Source organism: Pseudomonas kurunegalensis, from assembly GCF_030291635.1.
Taxonomy (GTDB): domain Bacteria; phylum Pseudomonadota; class Gammaproteobacteria; order Pseudomonadales; family Pseudomonadaceae; genus Aquipseudomonas; species Aquipseudomonas monteilii.
The window spans coordinates 3252718-3268171 of sequence record NZ_CP127871.1; the positions used below are offsets into that span (position 1 = coordinate 3252718).

Below are 15454 nucleotides of genomic sequence, written 5' to 3' on the forward strand. Positions count from 1 at the left end.
TAAAAGGAGTTCCCACCGTGGCAAACCCTGCTCGCTTCACTCACGAGAAATTGCCGTTGAACATTGACGGCGTGTTGCTGGATCTGGCGGTGATCCATCGATCCGGTCCCAAAACACCCATCCTTTTCCTGCATGGGTTCGGTTCGACCAAAGAAGACTATGCCGACATCACGCTGCAGCCCGCTTTCGAAGGTCACCCTTTCATTGCCTACGATGCGCCCGGTTGCGGTGAAACCCAATGCAGCGATCTCTCTCGCATCAACATCCCCTTGCTGGTGAAGACTGCCCAGGCCGTACTTGAACACTTCGGCGTCGACAGATTCCATCTGGTCGGTCACTCCATGGGGGGCTTGACCGGGCTGATGCTCGCTGACGCGGCGCCAGAGCGCGTGCTGAGTTTCGTCGACATCGAGGGCAACATCGCGCCGGAGGATTGCTTCCTCAGCAGACAGATCCACGCTCACAAACGCGAGGATGACGCACGTTTCTTTCGCGAATTCATCGAACGCACCCGACTTGCCGCCGATCCTGCCAGCGCGCTTTATGCGGCTAGCCTGGCGCACAAAGTGCGCACCGGGGCGGTCCGCGGCATCTTCGAGTCCATGGTAGAGCTGTCGGATAACGGCGGTCTGATGAAGAAATTCCTGGCGTTGCCTTTCCCGCGCCAGTACATGTACGGCGTCACCAACTCCCACCTTTCCTATTTGGACGACATCGCGGCCCAAGGGGTGCAATTGGCTTGCATCCCAGATTGTGGCCACTTCCCGATGTATTCCAATCCGGCGCTGATGTGGCAGCACATCAAGGCATTGCAAGACCGCGCCTGATGCAGATCACCGGCTCTGGCCACTGCTCGGCTGAGTGCGGTCACAAATGAGCGATGATGGTTTCAGGCAACGCATCGTGCAGTTGCCCGAAGCCTGCGGATTTCAGTTACGGACGGACGTATAGTCCGGGCTCGAGCGCCAGCCGGTGTTTGCTTCGACCGTACCGGAACCGTCAAGGTAGCCGTGCTTGCGCAGGTCGGGCATGAGCACCGCAGCCAGCAGGGTGATCGCGCTCATGGCGGCAACGTAGTAATAGAAAATCGACTCGACACCGGCTCCTCGCAACATCAACGCGACATACTCGGCCGTGCCGCCGCACAAGGCATTGCCAATCGCATAAGGCAAACCAACACCGAGCGCACGTACCGTCGCAGGGTACAGGTCGGCTTTCAACACGCCGGTGACTGGCGTGTAGAACGCAGCGATCAGCAACCCGCCCATGACCAGCGCAAAGGCCTCGTACGGGTTGCTGACACTCTTCAGCCCGCTCAGCAATGGCACGATGAACACACTGGAAAGTACACCAAACGTGATCATGCTGTTGCGCGAGCCGATCCGGTCAGCCAGCATCCCGTAGACCGGCTGCAGGCACATGAACACGATCAGCGCTGCGGTCATGATCCAGCTGACGGTGGTGGGGTCGAAACCTGCGGAGACCACCAGGTACTTCTGCATGTAGGTCGAGAACGTATAGAAGTGCAGCGAGCAGCCTGCCGTGATCGCCATGGTCAGCAACACCGCCTTCTTGTGACGCATCAAGGCTTTGATCGACCCGGCCTCTTTGTGCTTGCTGTCCTTGGCGTGGGCGGTTTCCAGCATCGAGCGGCGCAGGTATACCACCACCAGCGCACTCACCGCGCCGATCAGGAACGGGATTCTCCAGCCCCAGGCCTTCAGGTCGTCCAGCGCCAACACATTCTGCAGCACCACCACGGTAAGCAATGCCAGCAACTGGCCGGCGATGATGGTGAAGTACTGGAACGAACCGAAGAAGCAGCGCTTGCCGGTGCTCGACACTTCGCTGATGTAGGTCGCGCCGGTACCGTACTCGGCGCCGACTGATAGCCCCTGCATCAAGCGGGCGATAAGCAGGAGCACCGGGGCAGCCATGCCGACGCTTTCATAGGTGGGCAGTACGGCGATCATCAGCGAGCCGCCACACATCAGGAACACCGAGATGATCATGGAGAATCGCCGGCCGCGGGTGTCGGCCAGGTAGCCAAAGATCCATCCGCCCAGCGGGCGCATGAAAAAGCCGACGGCGAAGATGCCTGCCGTGGCGAGCAGTTGCGTGGTCTGGTCGCCTTGGGGGAAGAACAGCGCGGCGAAGTAGATCGAGGTATAGGCGTAGATGAAGAAGTCGTACCACTCCACCAGGTTGCCGGAGCAGGCGCCGAGAATGGCGCGGATGCGTTGGCGGTTGGTCAGGTTACGGATGTCGGGGGAGGCAGCATTATTGTTGTTGGCGTGCATGGGGGACTCCAGATTCTGGGCGAACGCAAGAAAGGAACAGCGGCGTCGGATTACTGGCTGGGAGTCGTTTTAGATAAGAGGGAGGAACACGGCAGAACGCGAGGGGATGTAACACACATCTTGGGGGTACCTTTTGGGATCTATTATTTTACAAGTCAGTCAAAGGGCACTGACTTTTATTCCCGGGCAAAGCTACGCCCTCCCCCCGACAGCGGCCAGATCGCCAGAGCTCTAGCAGTTATGCTGCGATTGAATAGCTAAGGCGAGGCAGCAGCTCAGAGCATGTGCCCAGCCCAGATCCCCTGACCCACCAGCTCCGAGGCAATCTCGACGAAGGTCTGGCCAACATAACGCGTGGCCGGGCTGACGTGCCGGTCTGCCGGGGACACCAGCACCAGCTTGCGCATGGGGGTCGGGTCGATCAGCGGCGCGGCGCACAAGGTGCCGTCCTTTAGTTGCGCGTATATCGACGCCAGCGGCAAGGCCGTGAAACCGAACCCGTTGCGGACCAGGTCGATCATGGCGCCGAAGGAGTCGGCCTCGACGCTGGTGGTGATCTTGAACCCGCGCTCCAGCGCGCACTGGTCCATGATCTTGCGCAAGCCGTGGCGCGGGCTTGGCAGCACCATCTGCTCCTCGGCCAATTCGGCGAAATGCACGGCGGTATCCCGGTCCAGGCCTGCTTCGGGTGGGCCGACCAGCACCAGGTTTTCCATCATCACCGGCTCGATGCGCAGCGTGTGCAGAGGTTGCGGGTCGTAAGAGATGGCGAGTTCCAGCTCGCCACGCTGCAACCAGTCCAGCAGGTAGCCACTGAACGCTGAAGAGAAGCGGATGGACAAGTCCGGGTGGGTATCGCGAATGCGCTTGACCAAAGGCACCGTAACGATCTCGGCGATGGTCGGCGTGGTGCCGATGGCGACCATGCCACGAAACGCAGCGCGCCCGCCGGCGACGGAAGTGCGGATGGCTTCGAGCTCATCCATGATGCGCGTAGCACGCTCCAGTACCTCAAGCCCGGCCGGGGTGATTTCCATGCCGCGGCCGTGCCGTTCGAACAGGTAAACGCCCAGTTCCTTCTCCAACTGCCGGATCTGCCGGCTCAAGGCAGGTTGCGCCACGTGCAGGCGATCTGACGCCTTGCTCAAGCTGCCAAGCTCGGCCACATGAATGAGGGTCTTGAGTTGCACTACGTCCATCGATCAACCATTGCGAACAGGAAGGCAGCGCCCTGCAACCGGCGCTTTCGGGACAGTCTAATCAGCGGCCGGGGCAGCAGCTATACAATTTGGATATATCAGGTAGTCACCTGCAGCATTCGCTGATGAGGGCATTGGCCATGTCGCTGATCAGGCATGACCAATGCCTGCATTCAATTCATCACAGGCTCGTCCGTCCTGCTGGGCGCAGCCGCTACATCCGGTTTGCCAAGGCCAGGCTCTTGCAACCTGGGCGCCTGCAACTCCCCTTCCCATTTGGCCACGACTGCGGTGGCAATGGAGTTGCCCACCGCATTGGTTGCCGAGCGGCCCATATCGAGGAAGGTATCAATGCCCAGGATCAGCAACAGCCCGGCCTCCGGGATATCGAACTGCACCAGCGTGGCGGCGATCACCACCAATGACGCACGCGGCACACCCGCGAGTCCTTTGGAGGTGAGCATCAGCGTCAGCAGCATGAGAATCTGTGTTCCGAGCGTCATTTCGATACCGTAGGCTTGTGCGATGAACAGCACGGCAAACGTGCAATACATCATCGAACCGTCCAGGTTGAACGAATACCCCATGGGCATGACGAAACTCGAGATTTTACGGTTCACACCGAAGCGATCGAGCGCCGCAAGCAATTTCGGGTAGGCCGATTCGGAACTTGCGGTGGCGAAGGCCAGCAGGAATGCCTCCTTGATCAGTGCCAGCAGTGCGAACACACGGCGGCCGAGGAACAACATGCCCGCCAGTATCAGCAGGCACCAGAGCAGCACCAGGCCCAGATAGAAGTCGCGCATGAACACGGCGAAGGTCGCGAGGATCGACAAGCCATTGACCGCCACGGTTGACGCCATGGCGGCCATGACAGCTAGAGGCGCCAGCTTCATCACATAACCCGTGATCGTCAACATGGCTTGTGCCAGCTCGTCCGTCAGCCGTACCAGGCCTTTGGCTTTTTCACCCAGCGCAGCCAGGGATACGCCGAAGAACAGCGAGAACACCACGATCTGCAGGATCTCGTTGTTGGCCAACGCCTCGGCAAAAGATCTCGGCACCAGATGGGTGACGAAGGCCTTGAGCGTGAATGCTGAGGTCTCAAGCGATGCACTCTGGTGAATGTCAGGCAATGGCAACGCCAGGTGATGCCCAGGCTGCAGGAGGTTGGCCATCATCAACCCCACCGCCAGCGACAGCAATGAGGCAGTGAGAAACCACAGCATGGCCTTGCCGAACACGCGCCCGACCGCACTGGCATCGCCCATGTGGGCAATGCCGACCACCAGCGTGGAAAACACCAACGGCCCTATGAGCATTTTGATCAGACGCAGGAACACATCAGAGATAACGGAAATGTAGCCCGCAGTCGCCACCGCCTGGGCTTTGTCCGCACTGGTGAGAAAAATGACATAGCCCAGCAGCACACCCAGCGCCATGGCCAGCAGTATCCAGCCCGCCAGCGGAAGTCTGAATTTCATGTAGCACCTGTTTTATCAAGTAAGGGGATCCGTCAGCACCGTGGCCGTTACGGAACGAGATAGGACAGTGCAAGAAGCCGGAATCGGCTGTGAGGGGACAGAGCGGCTGCAGATGACTGCTCTCGCTCGATCGAGCGCCAAACGAGATTGCCCAGTTTGCGAATGAACATGATGCGACCCTCAGTCTTCTTGTTGTTTTGAACGGCTGTGCCCGTACTGCCCAGCCGCGCATTCAAACTAACGTCTGGCCCTTCACTTAACTAACCGCTACCCGGGCCTAACAGCTATGCCGATTTTCTATAACCCTGCATGCCGCTGCGCAGCCATACCCCAACTGATGCGTCTGACGGTCGCACACCCTGGGAATACTTGCCCCTGCGCCAGAAGCTATGCTTTTGCGGCATATCTCAAAGAAAAAAACGGTAGTCGTCCTCCCGGCCTTCTCTCGCCATGATGTGGAAAAACAAGAGCAGCCCTGCCGGGAGATACCCATGTCATCGCAAGAAGCTGAACAGAACTGGCAAGAGGACGTGTTCCGCGTCCTCAAGGCCCACGACGTCAAACATGTCGTGTTCGTACCGGACGCCGGCCACTCGGCCGCCATCCGCATGTCCTATGAAGATCCCGATATCAAGGCCGTGGTCCTGACCACCGAAGAAGAAGGCATCGGCTACCTCGCGGGTGCCTGGCTTGGCGGCGAGCGTGGCGCCTTGCTGATGCAGTCCAGCGGCGTCGGTAACTGCATCAATACCCTCGCCCTGCAGAATTGCGCAGGTTTCCCTCTGCTGATGGTGGTGACCATGCGCGGTGACTGGGCTGAGTTCAACGCCTGGCAGAACCCCATGGGCCAGGCCACCGAAGCCTCGCTGAACCTGATGAAAGTCATGACCTGGCGCGCCGACAAGCCCGAGGACGTCGCCCCGCTGCTGCATGGCGCCGCCACCATGGCCTTCAACGGCGATGCCGCCACTGCCCTGCTGCTCGGTCAGCGCCTGATCGGAGAAAAGAAATGGGTCAAGTAAGCGCCAACCACGTGCTGTGCCGCCGCGAAGTGGTGCGTACGCTGCTCGCCGACCGCAGCGACCTGCTGGTCGTCACCGGCCTGGGCTCCGCCTCGTACGATGTGATGGCCGCCAGCGATCACGACAACAACTACTATCTCTGGGCCGCCATGGGCAGCGCCATCACCGTTGGCCTGGGCCTGGCCAATGCCCAGCCAGACAAGAGCGTGGTGGTGATCACCGGTGACGGCGAATTGCTGATGGGCTTTGGCGCGCTGGCGACCGTGTCTCTGCAGCAGCCGAAGAACCTGACCATCGTTGTGCTCGACAACGGCCACTTCGGTGAGACCGGTATGCAGGTCAGCCACGCCGGGTTCGGCATCAAGCTCGACCAGGTGGCCGCGACCTGCGGCTTTGCCTGGACTGACGAAATCCGCGAGATGGACGGCGTGCATGGGCTGCGTGAGCGCTTCGCCAACCGCGACGGGGTCAAGCTCGCCACCGTGAAGATCAAGGCCGAAAACCCGCCGCGGGTGCTGCCGCCGCGCGACGGCTATTACATCAAGAACCGTTTCCGCGCCGCCTTGGGCTTCCAGCCCATCTGACCGTGTTTGCGGGTGGGGCTGTTGGCAGAACCACGATGACGCCACTGGCCCTGCCCACTCTGGAGAGTGACCATGACCGAATACAACCACGAAGAACTCAACGCCATCCGCGAAGGCGTGCGTGCCCTGTGCGGCGACTTCCCTGCCGAATACTGGCGCAAGATCGATGAAGAAAAGGGCTTCCCCGAAGCCTTCGTCAAAGCCATGACCGACGCTGGCTGGCTGTCGGCGATGATCCCCGAGGAATTCGGCGGCTCAGGGCTGGGCCTGGCAGAGGCCTCGGTAATCCTGGAGGAAGTGAACCGTTGCGGTGGTAATTCCGGGACCATCCACGGGCAGATGTACAACATGTTCACCCTGCTGCGTAATGGCAGCGAGGAGCAGAAGCGCTATTACTTGCCCAAGCTGGCCAATGGCGAGCTGCGCCTGCAGTCGATGGGGGTCACCGAGCCCACCACAGGCACCGACACCACCAAGATCAAGACCACCGCCGTGCGTAAAGGCGACAAGTACGTGATCAATGGGCAAAAGGTCTGGATCTCCCGTATCCAGCACTCCGACCTCATGATCCTGCTGGCCCGCACCACGCCACTGGCCGAGGTGAAGAAGAAGGTCGACGGCATGTCGATCTTCCTGGTCGACCTGCGCGAAGCCATCGGCAACGGCCTGACCGTGCAACCGATCGCCAACCTGGTCAACCACGAAACCAACGAGCTGTTCTTCGACAACCTGGAAATCCCGGCCGACAGCCTGATTGGCGAAGAAGGCAAGGGCTTCCGCTACATCCTCGATGGCCTGAACGCCGAGCGTACGCTGATTGCCGCCGAGTGCATCGGCGATGGCCGCTGGTTCACCGAAAAGTCTGCGCAGTACGCCCGTGACCGCGTGGTATTCGGCAGACCGATCGGCCAGAACCAGGGCGTGCAGTTCCCGATCGCCGAAGCGCACATCGAGATCGAAGCGGCCGACCTGATGCGCTGGGAAGCTTGCCGCCAGTACGACAGCGGGCAGAACGCCGGCGCTGCCGCGAACATGGCCAAGTACCTGGCCGCCAAAGCCAGTTGGGAAGCCGCCAACGCCTGCCTGCAGACCCACGGTGGCTTCGGCTTTGCCAACGAATACGACGTGGAGCGCAAGTTCCGCGAAACCCGCCTTTACCAAGTGGCGCCGATCTCCACCAACCTGATCCTGTCGTACGTGGCCGAGCACCTCCTGGAACTGCCACGCTCGTTCTGATTCAGCGCCCCTTGCCCCGGCAAGGGGTCTGCCATGACAAGAGAGACCATACTCATGAGCCAGTCCAAGGCCCAGCGCCCCCTCGATGGCATCACCGTCATCAGCCTCGAACACGCCATCGCGGCGCCCTTCTGTACGCGCCAGCTGGCCGATCTGGGCGCCCGGGTCATCAAGGTCGAACGCCCCGGCAGCGGCGACTTCGCCCGGGGTTACGACCAACGCGTCAACGGCCTGGCTTCGCATTTCGTATGGACCAACCGCTCAAAGGAAAGCCTCACCCTGGACCTCAAGCAGGAGATCGCCAGCGGCATCCTCGATCAATTGCTGGAGCAGGCCGATGTGCTGGTGCAGAACCTGGCACCCGGCGCCGCCGCCCGCCTGGGTCTGAGTTTCGAGACGCTGCATGAGCGCTTCCCCAGGCTGATCGTCTGTGACATTTCCGGCTACGGCGCTGGCGGGCCCTACGAGCAGAAGAAAGCCTACGACCTCTTGATCCAGAGTGAAGGCGGTTTCCTCTCGGTAACCGGTGGCCCGGGTGATGACCAGATGGCCAAGGCGGGTAATTCCATCGCCGACATCGCCGCCGGCATGTATGCCTATACCGGCATCCTTTCGGCGGTACTGCTGCGGGAGAAGACCGGTGTCGGCAGCCAGGTCGAGATTTCGATGCTGGAGAGCCTGGTCGAGTGGATGAACTACCCGATGTACTACGCCTACGAGGGTGCTCCACCACCACCCCGCGCCGGTGCCGCCCATGCCACGATCTATCCCTATGGGCCTTTCCCGATTGGCGATGGCAGCACGGTGATGCTCGGTTTGCAGAACGAACGGGAGTGGCAGCTGTTCTGCCAGCAAGTGCTGCTCGACCCTGCGCTGGCCGAAGACGAGCGCTTTGCTGCCAACTACAAGCGCGTTGCCAATCGCGATGCCCTGCGCGGCCTGATCGTCCAAGCCTTTGCCACGCTCGACTTCGACACCGTGATCCAGCGCCTGGAAGGCGCCAGCATCGCCAACGCCAAGGTCAACGACATGCAGGGTGTCTGGCAGCACCCACAATTGAAGGCGCGTGAACGTTGGCGGCAGATCGACACGGCTACCGGCAGCGTGCCTAGCCTGCTGCCACCCGCCACCAGCAACGCCTATACACCGCGTATGGACCCTGTCCCTGCCCTTGGCGAGCACAGTGAGGCCATCCTGGGTGAGCTAGGTTTGCCAACCGAACGCATTCAACAGCTGCGCACTTCAGGGGTCATCTGACCCCTCTTTTTCAACGCTTGCTGTTCCCTGATCCAGAACGAGTATTACTGCTTATGAAAGTGCTGGTCGCTATCAAACGTGTGGTCGACTACAACGTGAAAGTCCGTGTCAAGGCGGACAACACCGGGGTCGACCTGGCCAATGTGAAAATGGCCATGAACCCCTTCTGTGAAATCGCCGTGGAAGAAGCCGTGCGCCTGAAAGAAATAGGCGTCGCCACCGAGATCGTCGTGGTTTCCGTCGGCCCAGCCACTGCCCAGGAGCAACTGCGTACCGCCCTGGCCCTGGGTGCCGACCGCGCCATCCTGGTCGAAGCCACTGACGAACTGAACTCCCTGGCCGTGGCCAAGGCGCTGAAAGCCGTTGTCGACAAGGAGCAGCCTGATCTGGTGATCCTCGGCAAGCAGGCCATCGACAGTGACAACAACCAGACCGGCCAGATGCTGGCCGCGCTGACCGGCTTCGCCCAGGGCACCTTTGCCTCCAAGGTCATCGTGGCTGGCGACAAGCTGAACGTCACCCGTGAAATCGACGGCGGTCTGCAGACCGTTTCGCTGAACCTGCCAGCCATCGTCACCACCGACCTGCGCCTGAACGAGCCACGCTACGCGTCGCTGCCGAACATCATGAAGGCCAAGAAGAAGCCGCTGGAGACCGTTACTCCAGATGCGCTGGGCGTTTCCCTCGCCTCCACCGACAAGACCGTCAAAGTTGAGGCCCCGGCTGCTCGCAGCGCAGGTATCAAGGTCAAATCGGTGGCAGAACTGGTCGAGAAACTGAAGAACGAGGCGAAGGTAATCTAATGGCCATTCTGGTACTTGCAGAACACGACAATCACTCACTTGCCCCTGCAACCCTCAACACCCTGACAGCGGCTCACCAGATCGGCGGCGAAATCGTCGTGCTGGTCGCCGGCCTCGACGCGGCGGGTGTAGCCTTTGCCGCTGCGCAAATCGCCGGCGTCAGCAAGGTACTGCTGGCCGATGACTCGGCTTACGCGCACCAGTTACCGGAAAATGTTGCCCCCATGCTTGCCAATTTGGGCCGGGACTTCAGCCACGTGCTGGCACCGGCGACCAGCAACGGCAAGAACATCCTGCCGCGGGTTGCTGCGCTGCTGGATGTCGACCAGATCTCAGAGATCATTGCCGTCGAGTCCGCCGATACCTTCAAGCGCCCGATCTACGCTGGTAACGCCATTGCCACCGTGCAATCGAGCGCTGCGATAAAGGTCATCACCGTGCGTACCACCGGCTTCGACGCCGTGGCCGCCGAAGGTGGCTCGGCTGCTGTTGAAGCTGTTGGTGCTGCGCACAACGCTGGCATTTCGGCCTTTGTTGGCGAAGAGCTGGCCAAGTCCGATCGCCCAGAGCTGACGGCTGCCAAGATCGTCGTTTCCGGCGGCCGTGGCATGGGCAACGGTGACAACTTCAAGCACCTGTACAGCCTGGCCGACAAGCTCGGCGCCGCCGTGGGCGCTTCGCGCGCCGCGGTCGACGCAGGCTTCGTGCCGAACGACATGCAGGTCGGCCAGACCGGCAAGATCGTCGCGCCACAGCTGTACATCGCTGTCGGTATCTCCGGTGCCATCCAGCACCTGGCGGGCATGAAGGACTCGAAAGTGATCGTCGCGATCAACAAGGACGAAGAGGCGCCGATCTTCCAGGTGGCCGATTATGGTCTGGTGGCTGACCTGTTCGAAGCCGTGCCTGAACTCAGCGACCAGCTCTGACCACAAGAGGACATCAGCATGACCACACAAGACTTCAGCGCCTGGATCGGTCGCAGTGAAAGCTTCGAGGAGCGCCTTACCCATAATCTGGTCAAGCGCATCGCTGCGACCTTGAGCGAACCATGCCCGGCCCCCGGCGAAGCCTTGCCACTGCTCTGGCACTGGGCGTTCTTCCAGCCGGCAGTAGACGCCGCAGGCTTGGGTAGCGACGGCCATCCGGCACGTGGCGGCTTCCTGCCTCCGGCTGAAAACCGCAACCGCATGTGGGCCGGCAGCCGCCTGCAGTTCATCAGCCCGCTGCGCGTCGAAGCCGATGTCACGCGTCGCTCGACGGTCATCAAGGCCGAAGAGAAACAGGGCCGTAGCGGTGCACTGCTGTTCGTGACGGTGCAACATGAGTACCTGCAGGACGGCAACTCGGCGCTGATCGAGGAGCACGACATCGTCTACCGCGAGCCCAGCCCGCCCAAACTCGGCGGCACAGATGCCGCGCCCGACGCGCAATGGCAGGAACCGGTCACACCGGACGCGACCCTGCTGTTCCGCTACTCGGCCGTCACTTTCAATGGCCACCGCATTCACTACGACTGGCCTTATGTCACCGAAACCGAAGGTTACCCGGGGCTAGTGGTGCACGGCCCGCTGATCGCGACCTTGAACCTGCGCGCCTTCCAGCGCGCCAACCCGCACGCACAGGTTCAGCGCTTTGCATTCCGTGGCCTGCGCCCGTTGATCTCGCCAGCGCCGTTCGACGTCGGCGGGCGTCTGCTCGAAGCGGGCAAGGCCCAAGTCTGGGCGACGGCAGCGCAAGGCATGGCCCAGACCGGCGAAATCGAATTCACCCTGGAGAACACGCAATGAGCTCGGTAATTGTCAGAACGGCGCTGTTCGTCCCCGCCACTCGGCCTGAGCGGATTGGCAAAGCGCTGGCCAGTGGTGCCGACCGCATAATCGTCGACCTCGAAGACGCCGTCGCGGAAACTGCCAAGGAGCAGGCGCGAGAAAACCTGCAGCAGTTCCTGAGCGATCATCCGCAGGCCAAGGTGCTCGTGCGGGTCAATGCCCCCGGGCACTGGGCATTCGACGCCGACCTTGCACTCTGCCATCGCCATGCCGGTGTGACCGGCATTCTCTTGCCCAAGGCCGAAACCGTTCAGCAGATCGAGCGCGCGCATGCTACCGGTAAACCGGTACTGCCGATCATCGAGAGTGCCAGGGGCCTGGTCGCCCTGCCCCAACTGGCAGCGGCAACAGGCGTCGAGCGCCTGTCATTCGGTAGTCTGGACCTAGGCCTTGACTTGAACCTGCGCACCGGCAGCGAAGCGGCTACGCAGGTTTTATTCCACGCCCGCTACGCGGTAATCCTGCACAGCCGGGCCGCTGGCCTGGCGGCACCGCTCGATGGCGTCTACCCGAGCATCCAGGACGCAGACGGGCTCTATGACCATGTGCAGTTTGCCCGGGACATGGGCTTCGGCGGCGCCCTGTGTATCCACCCCAGTCAAATCGCGGTCATTCACCGTGCTCTGCAACCTTCTGCCGCTGAGCTGGACTGGGCCCGCCGCGTGGTCGCTGGTGCTGACGGCGGAGCGGGCGTCTTCACCCTGGACGGGCAGATGGTCGACGCGCCGGTGATCCTGCGCGCCCGTGCACTGTTGCAGCTCGTCGATCCGCAGGCTTAATCCGCGTTACCGCCCCTGGTGCCGGGCCGCCCACGTTCTGACGGACCGGCCCCCCGACACCAGGGGCTCCTCGACAACCCCGAGATGTCCATCGCCATGCCTCAGCACGCACACTCTTGCCGTGACGGCTTGCTTCAGGTGGCAAGCGAATTGATGGCCGAAATTGGCTACGCCGCCATGAGCATGCGCCAACTGGCGGCACGCGCCGGCCTGCAGCCTGGCAGCCTCTATCATCATGTCGCCAGCAAACAGGACCTGCTTCTGGACGTGCTGCTGTTCGCCCTGGCGCAGCGCCTGGAGGCCTGGCGCTGCAGCACGTACCCACGCAACCTGCAGGGCTACCTGCGGTTCATGCTGGACCGTCAACGCAGCCACCCTGGCGAGCACCTGCTGTTACGTCACGAAGTGCGGCATCTCACCGGAAAGCAACGTGGCTGGGTGCAGGCCGCACAACAACGGTTATGTGATCCGCTTCAACAGTACATCGCCCTCGAACAGCACGGGGCGGATGACACTACCGGGGTATGCGAAGCGGTTCTTGCCTTGCTCGACTCAGCCGACAACCTGCGCCGCCGGGAAGCGCCCATGGCAGAAGCGGCGATCGATCGATGGGTGATGCGTATGACCCGCTTTCTGGTCGGGCCATGCCAGTCATCGGTGTTAGTGGGTGCCAGACGTCCCGGCGCTGGATGTGCAGAGTAACCACGTCAATCAACGCGCTATGCCGATTGCGACGGTGCACCTGAGCAACCCGCTGGTGCACCGCCGTCCATGGCCACCGCCCCAAGGTCAACTGCTGACTTGACCCGAAAACCGCTTGCGTGCAATGCGCTTGCGCAGGCCGATGTTTTCCTCGACCTTGCCGTCACCGTCCAGGTAGCCATGCTTGCCCATGTCTGGCATCAACCAGGCCGAGATCAAGGTAATCGCACCGATCGCCGCCACGTAAACGTAAAACACCTCTTCCCTGCCCATCGAGCGGAAGCTGAGCGCAACATACTCGGCCGTGCCGCCAAACATCGCATTACCCAGCGCATACGGCAGCCCTACCCCCAGGGCACGTACCGTTGGAGGGTACAGATCAGCTTTCAGCACACCGGTAACCGGGGTGTAGAACGCGGCGATGAGCAAACCACAGAGCACGAGCGCGAAAGCACTCAGTGGATCGTGAACATGCTTGATCGCTGTGAGTAGCGGGATCACCAGGAAGGTGGAAAGCACGCCGAAGATGATCATGTTGCGGCGCACCCCGATCCTGTCGGCGAGGAGCCCGAATACCGGCTGGCAAAACATGAAGATCACAAGCGCCGCCGCCATGATGATGCTCACAGTCGGCGCGGCGAGGCCGACGCTGACCACCAGGAACTTCTGCATGTACGCCGTGAACGTATAGAAGTACAGAGAGCAGCCAATCGTGATGGTGAAGGTCAGTAACACGGCTCGCTTGTGCTGCATCAGGGCCTTGATCGAGCCGGACTCCTTGCGCTTCATGTCCTGTTCATTCGCGGTCTCACGCATGGTCCGGCGCAAGTACACCACGACGATGGAAGCCAGCGCACCGATCAGGAACGGCACACGCCACCCCCATGCTTTCAGCTCCTGATCGCTCAGCAGCAGCTGCAATACTGCCACCGTTAACAGCGCAAGTAATTGGCCAGCGATGATCGTCATGTACTGGAAGGAACCGAAGAACGAGCGGCGCCCGGCACTGGACACTTCGCTGATGTACGTAGCGCCAGTGCCATATTCGGCCCCGACCGACAGGCCTTGCATCAGCCGCGCCAACACCAGCAGGACAGGCGCAGCCACGCCGATCGACGCATAGGTGGGCATGACGGCGATCATCAATGAGCCACCGCACATCATGAAAACCGAGATGATCATCGAAATCTTGCGACCGCGGGTGTCAGCGATGTAGCCGAAGATCCAGCCACCCAGTGGCCGCATGAAAAAGCCCACGGCAAAGATCCCGGCCGTGGCGAGCAGTTGACTGGTCTGGTCCCCGGCGGGGAAGAACAGGGACGCGAAGTAGATCGAGGTGTAGGCGTAAATGAAGAAGTCATACCACTCCACCAGGTTGCCGGAACAGACGCCGACGATTGCGGTGGTGCGTTCTTTGCGCGTCAACGGGCGCGCCGTGCTTTGCTCTGCGTTCATGGAAGTACCCTTGTTGTTCTTGTTTTACCGACTCGGGTACAGCTTTGCACAGCGCCGTTTGGGGAGAAGACCTGAAGGCGGCCTATCAGATATGCCTGCCGAGCATGGCCCGCTGTATCACAGATTGGGGAGTCGCTTCTGCTCCAAGTGAGCGATCACCTGGTCAGCCACGCTATTCAGGCAGCCCTTGAAGAAGTGATTGATGCCCGCATAGACAGAGATACTCCGATGCTCGGGCGCCGCCCATTGCAGCAGATTTGCCAAGGGTGCCATTTCATCGAGTTCACCATGGGCCAGCAGGCAATCGGTTGGCACAGGCAACGCCGGATAATGCCGCCCACCTGGCACATCGCCGACCGGCAGGCCAAGCAAGGCAACGGCTTGCAATTGCCCGGAGAGCGAGCAGGCAACCCGGGCGAATACGTACGCGCCAAAAGAGAAACCGACGATGGAAATGGGCGACTGCGGATACTGCTTGCCGAGATACTCAATGACGGCAAGGCTGTCTTCAGTCTCGCCGAGGCCGGCGTCGTGCGCGCCGTCGGTCAGCCCGACGCCACGAAAGCTCGGTCGAACCACCCGCCAACCGTTGGCGCAGAGTTGCCGAGCCAGGGTCAGCGGCACCACATGACGCGGGCTTCCACCCAACAACGGTTGTGGGTGACTGACCAGTACGATGCCTTTGGCCTGACCCTCGGGATGATCCACCAACAACTGGATGCGCCCGACCGGCCCATCGATCAGTACTTCTTCCCGCTCTATGCTCGACATATCATTGCATCCTGAAAGCAAAAAACCGTG

15 protein-coding genes are annotated in these 15454 nt (G+C 61.2%); 10 read left to right on the top strand and 5 right to left on the bottom strand.

The window, feature by feature from the left end:
* Nucleotides 1-17: 17 nt before the first annotated feature.
* A complete protein-coding gene (locus QQ992_RS14580; RefSeq protein ID WP_286110034.1) occupies nucleotides 18-827 on the top strand; it encodes an alpha/beta fold hydrolase in 810 nt (269 codons plus the stop codon).
* A gap of 102 nt (nucleotides 828-929) precedes the next feature.
* Here the strand turns inward: QQ992_RS14580 and QQ992_RS14585 are convergent, their stop codons facing one another.
* The 3 genes from QQ992_RS14585 to QQ992_RS14595 all read right to left on the bottom strand — a co-directional run bounded on the left by QQ992_RS14585 (nucleotide 930) and on the right by QQ992_RS14595 (nucleotide 4983).
* Nucleotides 930-2300, bottom strand: a complete 1371-nt coding sequence (locus tag QQ992_RS14585) for an MFS family transporter (protein ID WP_286110035.1) — start codon at nucleotides 2298-2300, stop codon at nucleotides 930-932.
* Nucleotides 2301-2575: 275 nt separating this feature from the next.
* Complete coding sequence (locus QQ992_RS14590) at nucleotides 2576-3499, bottom strand: LysR family transcriptional regulator (protein WP_286110036.1); 924 nt, start codon at nucleotides 3497-3499, stop codon at nucleotides 2576-2578.
* Nucleotides 3500-3672: 173 nt separating this feature from the next.
* Nucleotides 3673-4983, bottom strand: coding sequence for a dicarboxylate/amino acid:cation symporter (locus QQ992_RS14595; RefSeq protein WP_286110037.1), 1311 nt, complete (start codon nucleotides 4981-4983; stop codon nucleotides 3673-3675).
* A gap of 491 nt (nucleotides 4984-5474) precedes the next feature.
* On the opposite strand from QQ992_RS14595, the gene QQ992_RS14600 reads away from it, so the two are divergent.
* The 9 genes from QQ992_RS14600 (at nucleotide 5475) to QQ992_RS14640 (ending at nucleotide 13198) form a co-directional block, all read left to right on the top strand.
* Entirely contained in the window at nucleotides 5475-6005 is a 531-nt protein-coding gene (locus QQ992_RS14600) for a thiamine pyrophosphate-binding protein (RefSeq protein ID WP_217843246.1), read from the top strand.
* Nucleotides 5993-6589: a thiamine pyrophosphate-dependent enzyme gene (locus tag QQ992_RS14605; RefSeq protein ID WP_286110038.1), complete on the top strand. Its 597-nt coding sequence runs from the start codon at nucleotides 5993-5995 to the stop codon at nucleotides 6587-6589. The genes QQ992_RS14600 and QQ992_RS14605 overlap by 13 nt, the downstream gene beginning before the upstream one ends.
* Nucleotides 6590-6661: 72 nt before the next feature.
* The gene (locus QQ992_RS14610; RefSeq protein ID WP_286110039.1) at nucleotides 6662-7825 is read left to right on the top strand and encodes an acyl-CoA dehydrogenase family protein; all 1164 of its coding nucleotides are present in this window, start codon (nucleotides 6662-6664) and stop codon (nucleotides 7823-7825) included.
* Between the two features lie 54 nt (nucleotides 7826-7879).
* The gene (locus QQ992_RS14615) at nucleotides 7880-9082 is read left to right on the top strand and encodes a CaiB/BaiF CoA transferase family protein (protein ID WP_286110040.1); all 1203 of its coding nucleotides are present in this window, start codon (nucleotides 7880-7882) and stop codon (nucleotides 9080-9082) included.
* Nucleotides 9083-9135: 53 nt separating this feature from the next.
* Nucleotides 9136-9885, top strand: a complete 750-nt coding sequence (locus tag QQ992_RS14620) for an electron transfer flavoprotein subunit beta/FixA family protein (RefSeq protein ID WP_286110041.1) — start codon at nucleotides 9136-9138, stop codon at nucleotides 9883-9885.
* Nucleotides 9885-10814, top strand: a complete 930-nt coding sequence (locus tag QQ992_RS14625; protein WP_286110042.1) for an electron transfer flavoprotein subunit alpha/FixB family protein — start codon at nucleotides 9885-9887, stop codon at nucleotides 10812-10814. Before QQ992_RS14620 ends, QQ992_RS14625 begins: the two co-directional genes overlap by 1 nt.
* Before the next feature lie 18 nt (nucleotides 10815-10832).
* Nucleotides 10833-11675 carry an HTD2 family dehydratase gene (locus QQ992_RS14630; protein ID WP_286110043.1) on the top strand — a complete coding sequence of 281 codons (843 nt, stop codon included), beginning with the start codon at nucleotides 10833-10835 and terminating at the stop codon, nucleotides 11673-11675.
* Entirely contained in the window at nucleotides 11672-12496 is an 825-nt protein-coding gene (locus tag QQ992_RS14635; RefSeq protein ID WP_286110044.1) for an HpcH/HpaI aldolase/citrate lyase family protein, read from the top strand. Before QQ992_RS14630 ends, QQ992_RS14635 begins: the two co-directional genes overlap by 4 nt.
* A 138-nt stretch (nucleotides 12497-12634) precedes the next feature.
* Entirely contained in the window at nucleotides 12635-13198 is a 564-nt protein-coding gene (locus tag QQ992_RS14640; protein WP_286110045.1) for a TetR/AcrR family transcriptional regulator, read from the top strand.
* 87 nt (nucleotides 13199-13285) lie between these two features.
* Here QQ992_RS14640 and QQ992_RS14645 read toward each other — a convergent pair whose 3' ends face one another.
* Nucleotides 13286-14653 carry an MFS family transporter gene (locus QQ992_RS14645; RefSeq protein WP_286110046.1) on the bottom strand — a complete coding sequence of 456 codons (1368 nt, stop codon included), beginning with the start codon at nucleotides 14651-14653 and terminating at the stop codon, nucleotides 13286-13288.
* 117 nt (nucleotides 14654-14770) lie between these two features.
* The gene (locus QQ992_RS14650) at nucleotides 14771-15424 is read right to left on the bottom strand and encodes an alpha/beta hydrolase (protein ID WP_286110047.1); all 654 of its coding nucleotides are present in this window, start codon (nucleotides 15422-15424) and stop codon (nucleotides 14771-14773) included.
* Nucleotides 15425-15454 lie beyond the last annotated feature (30 nt).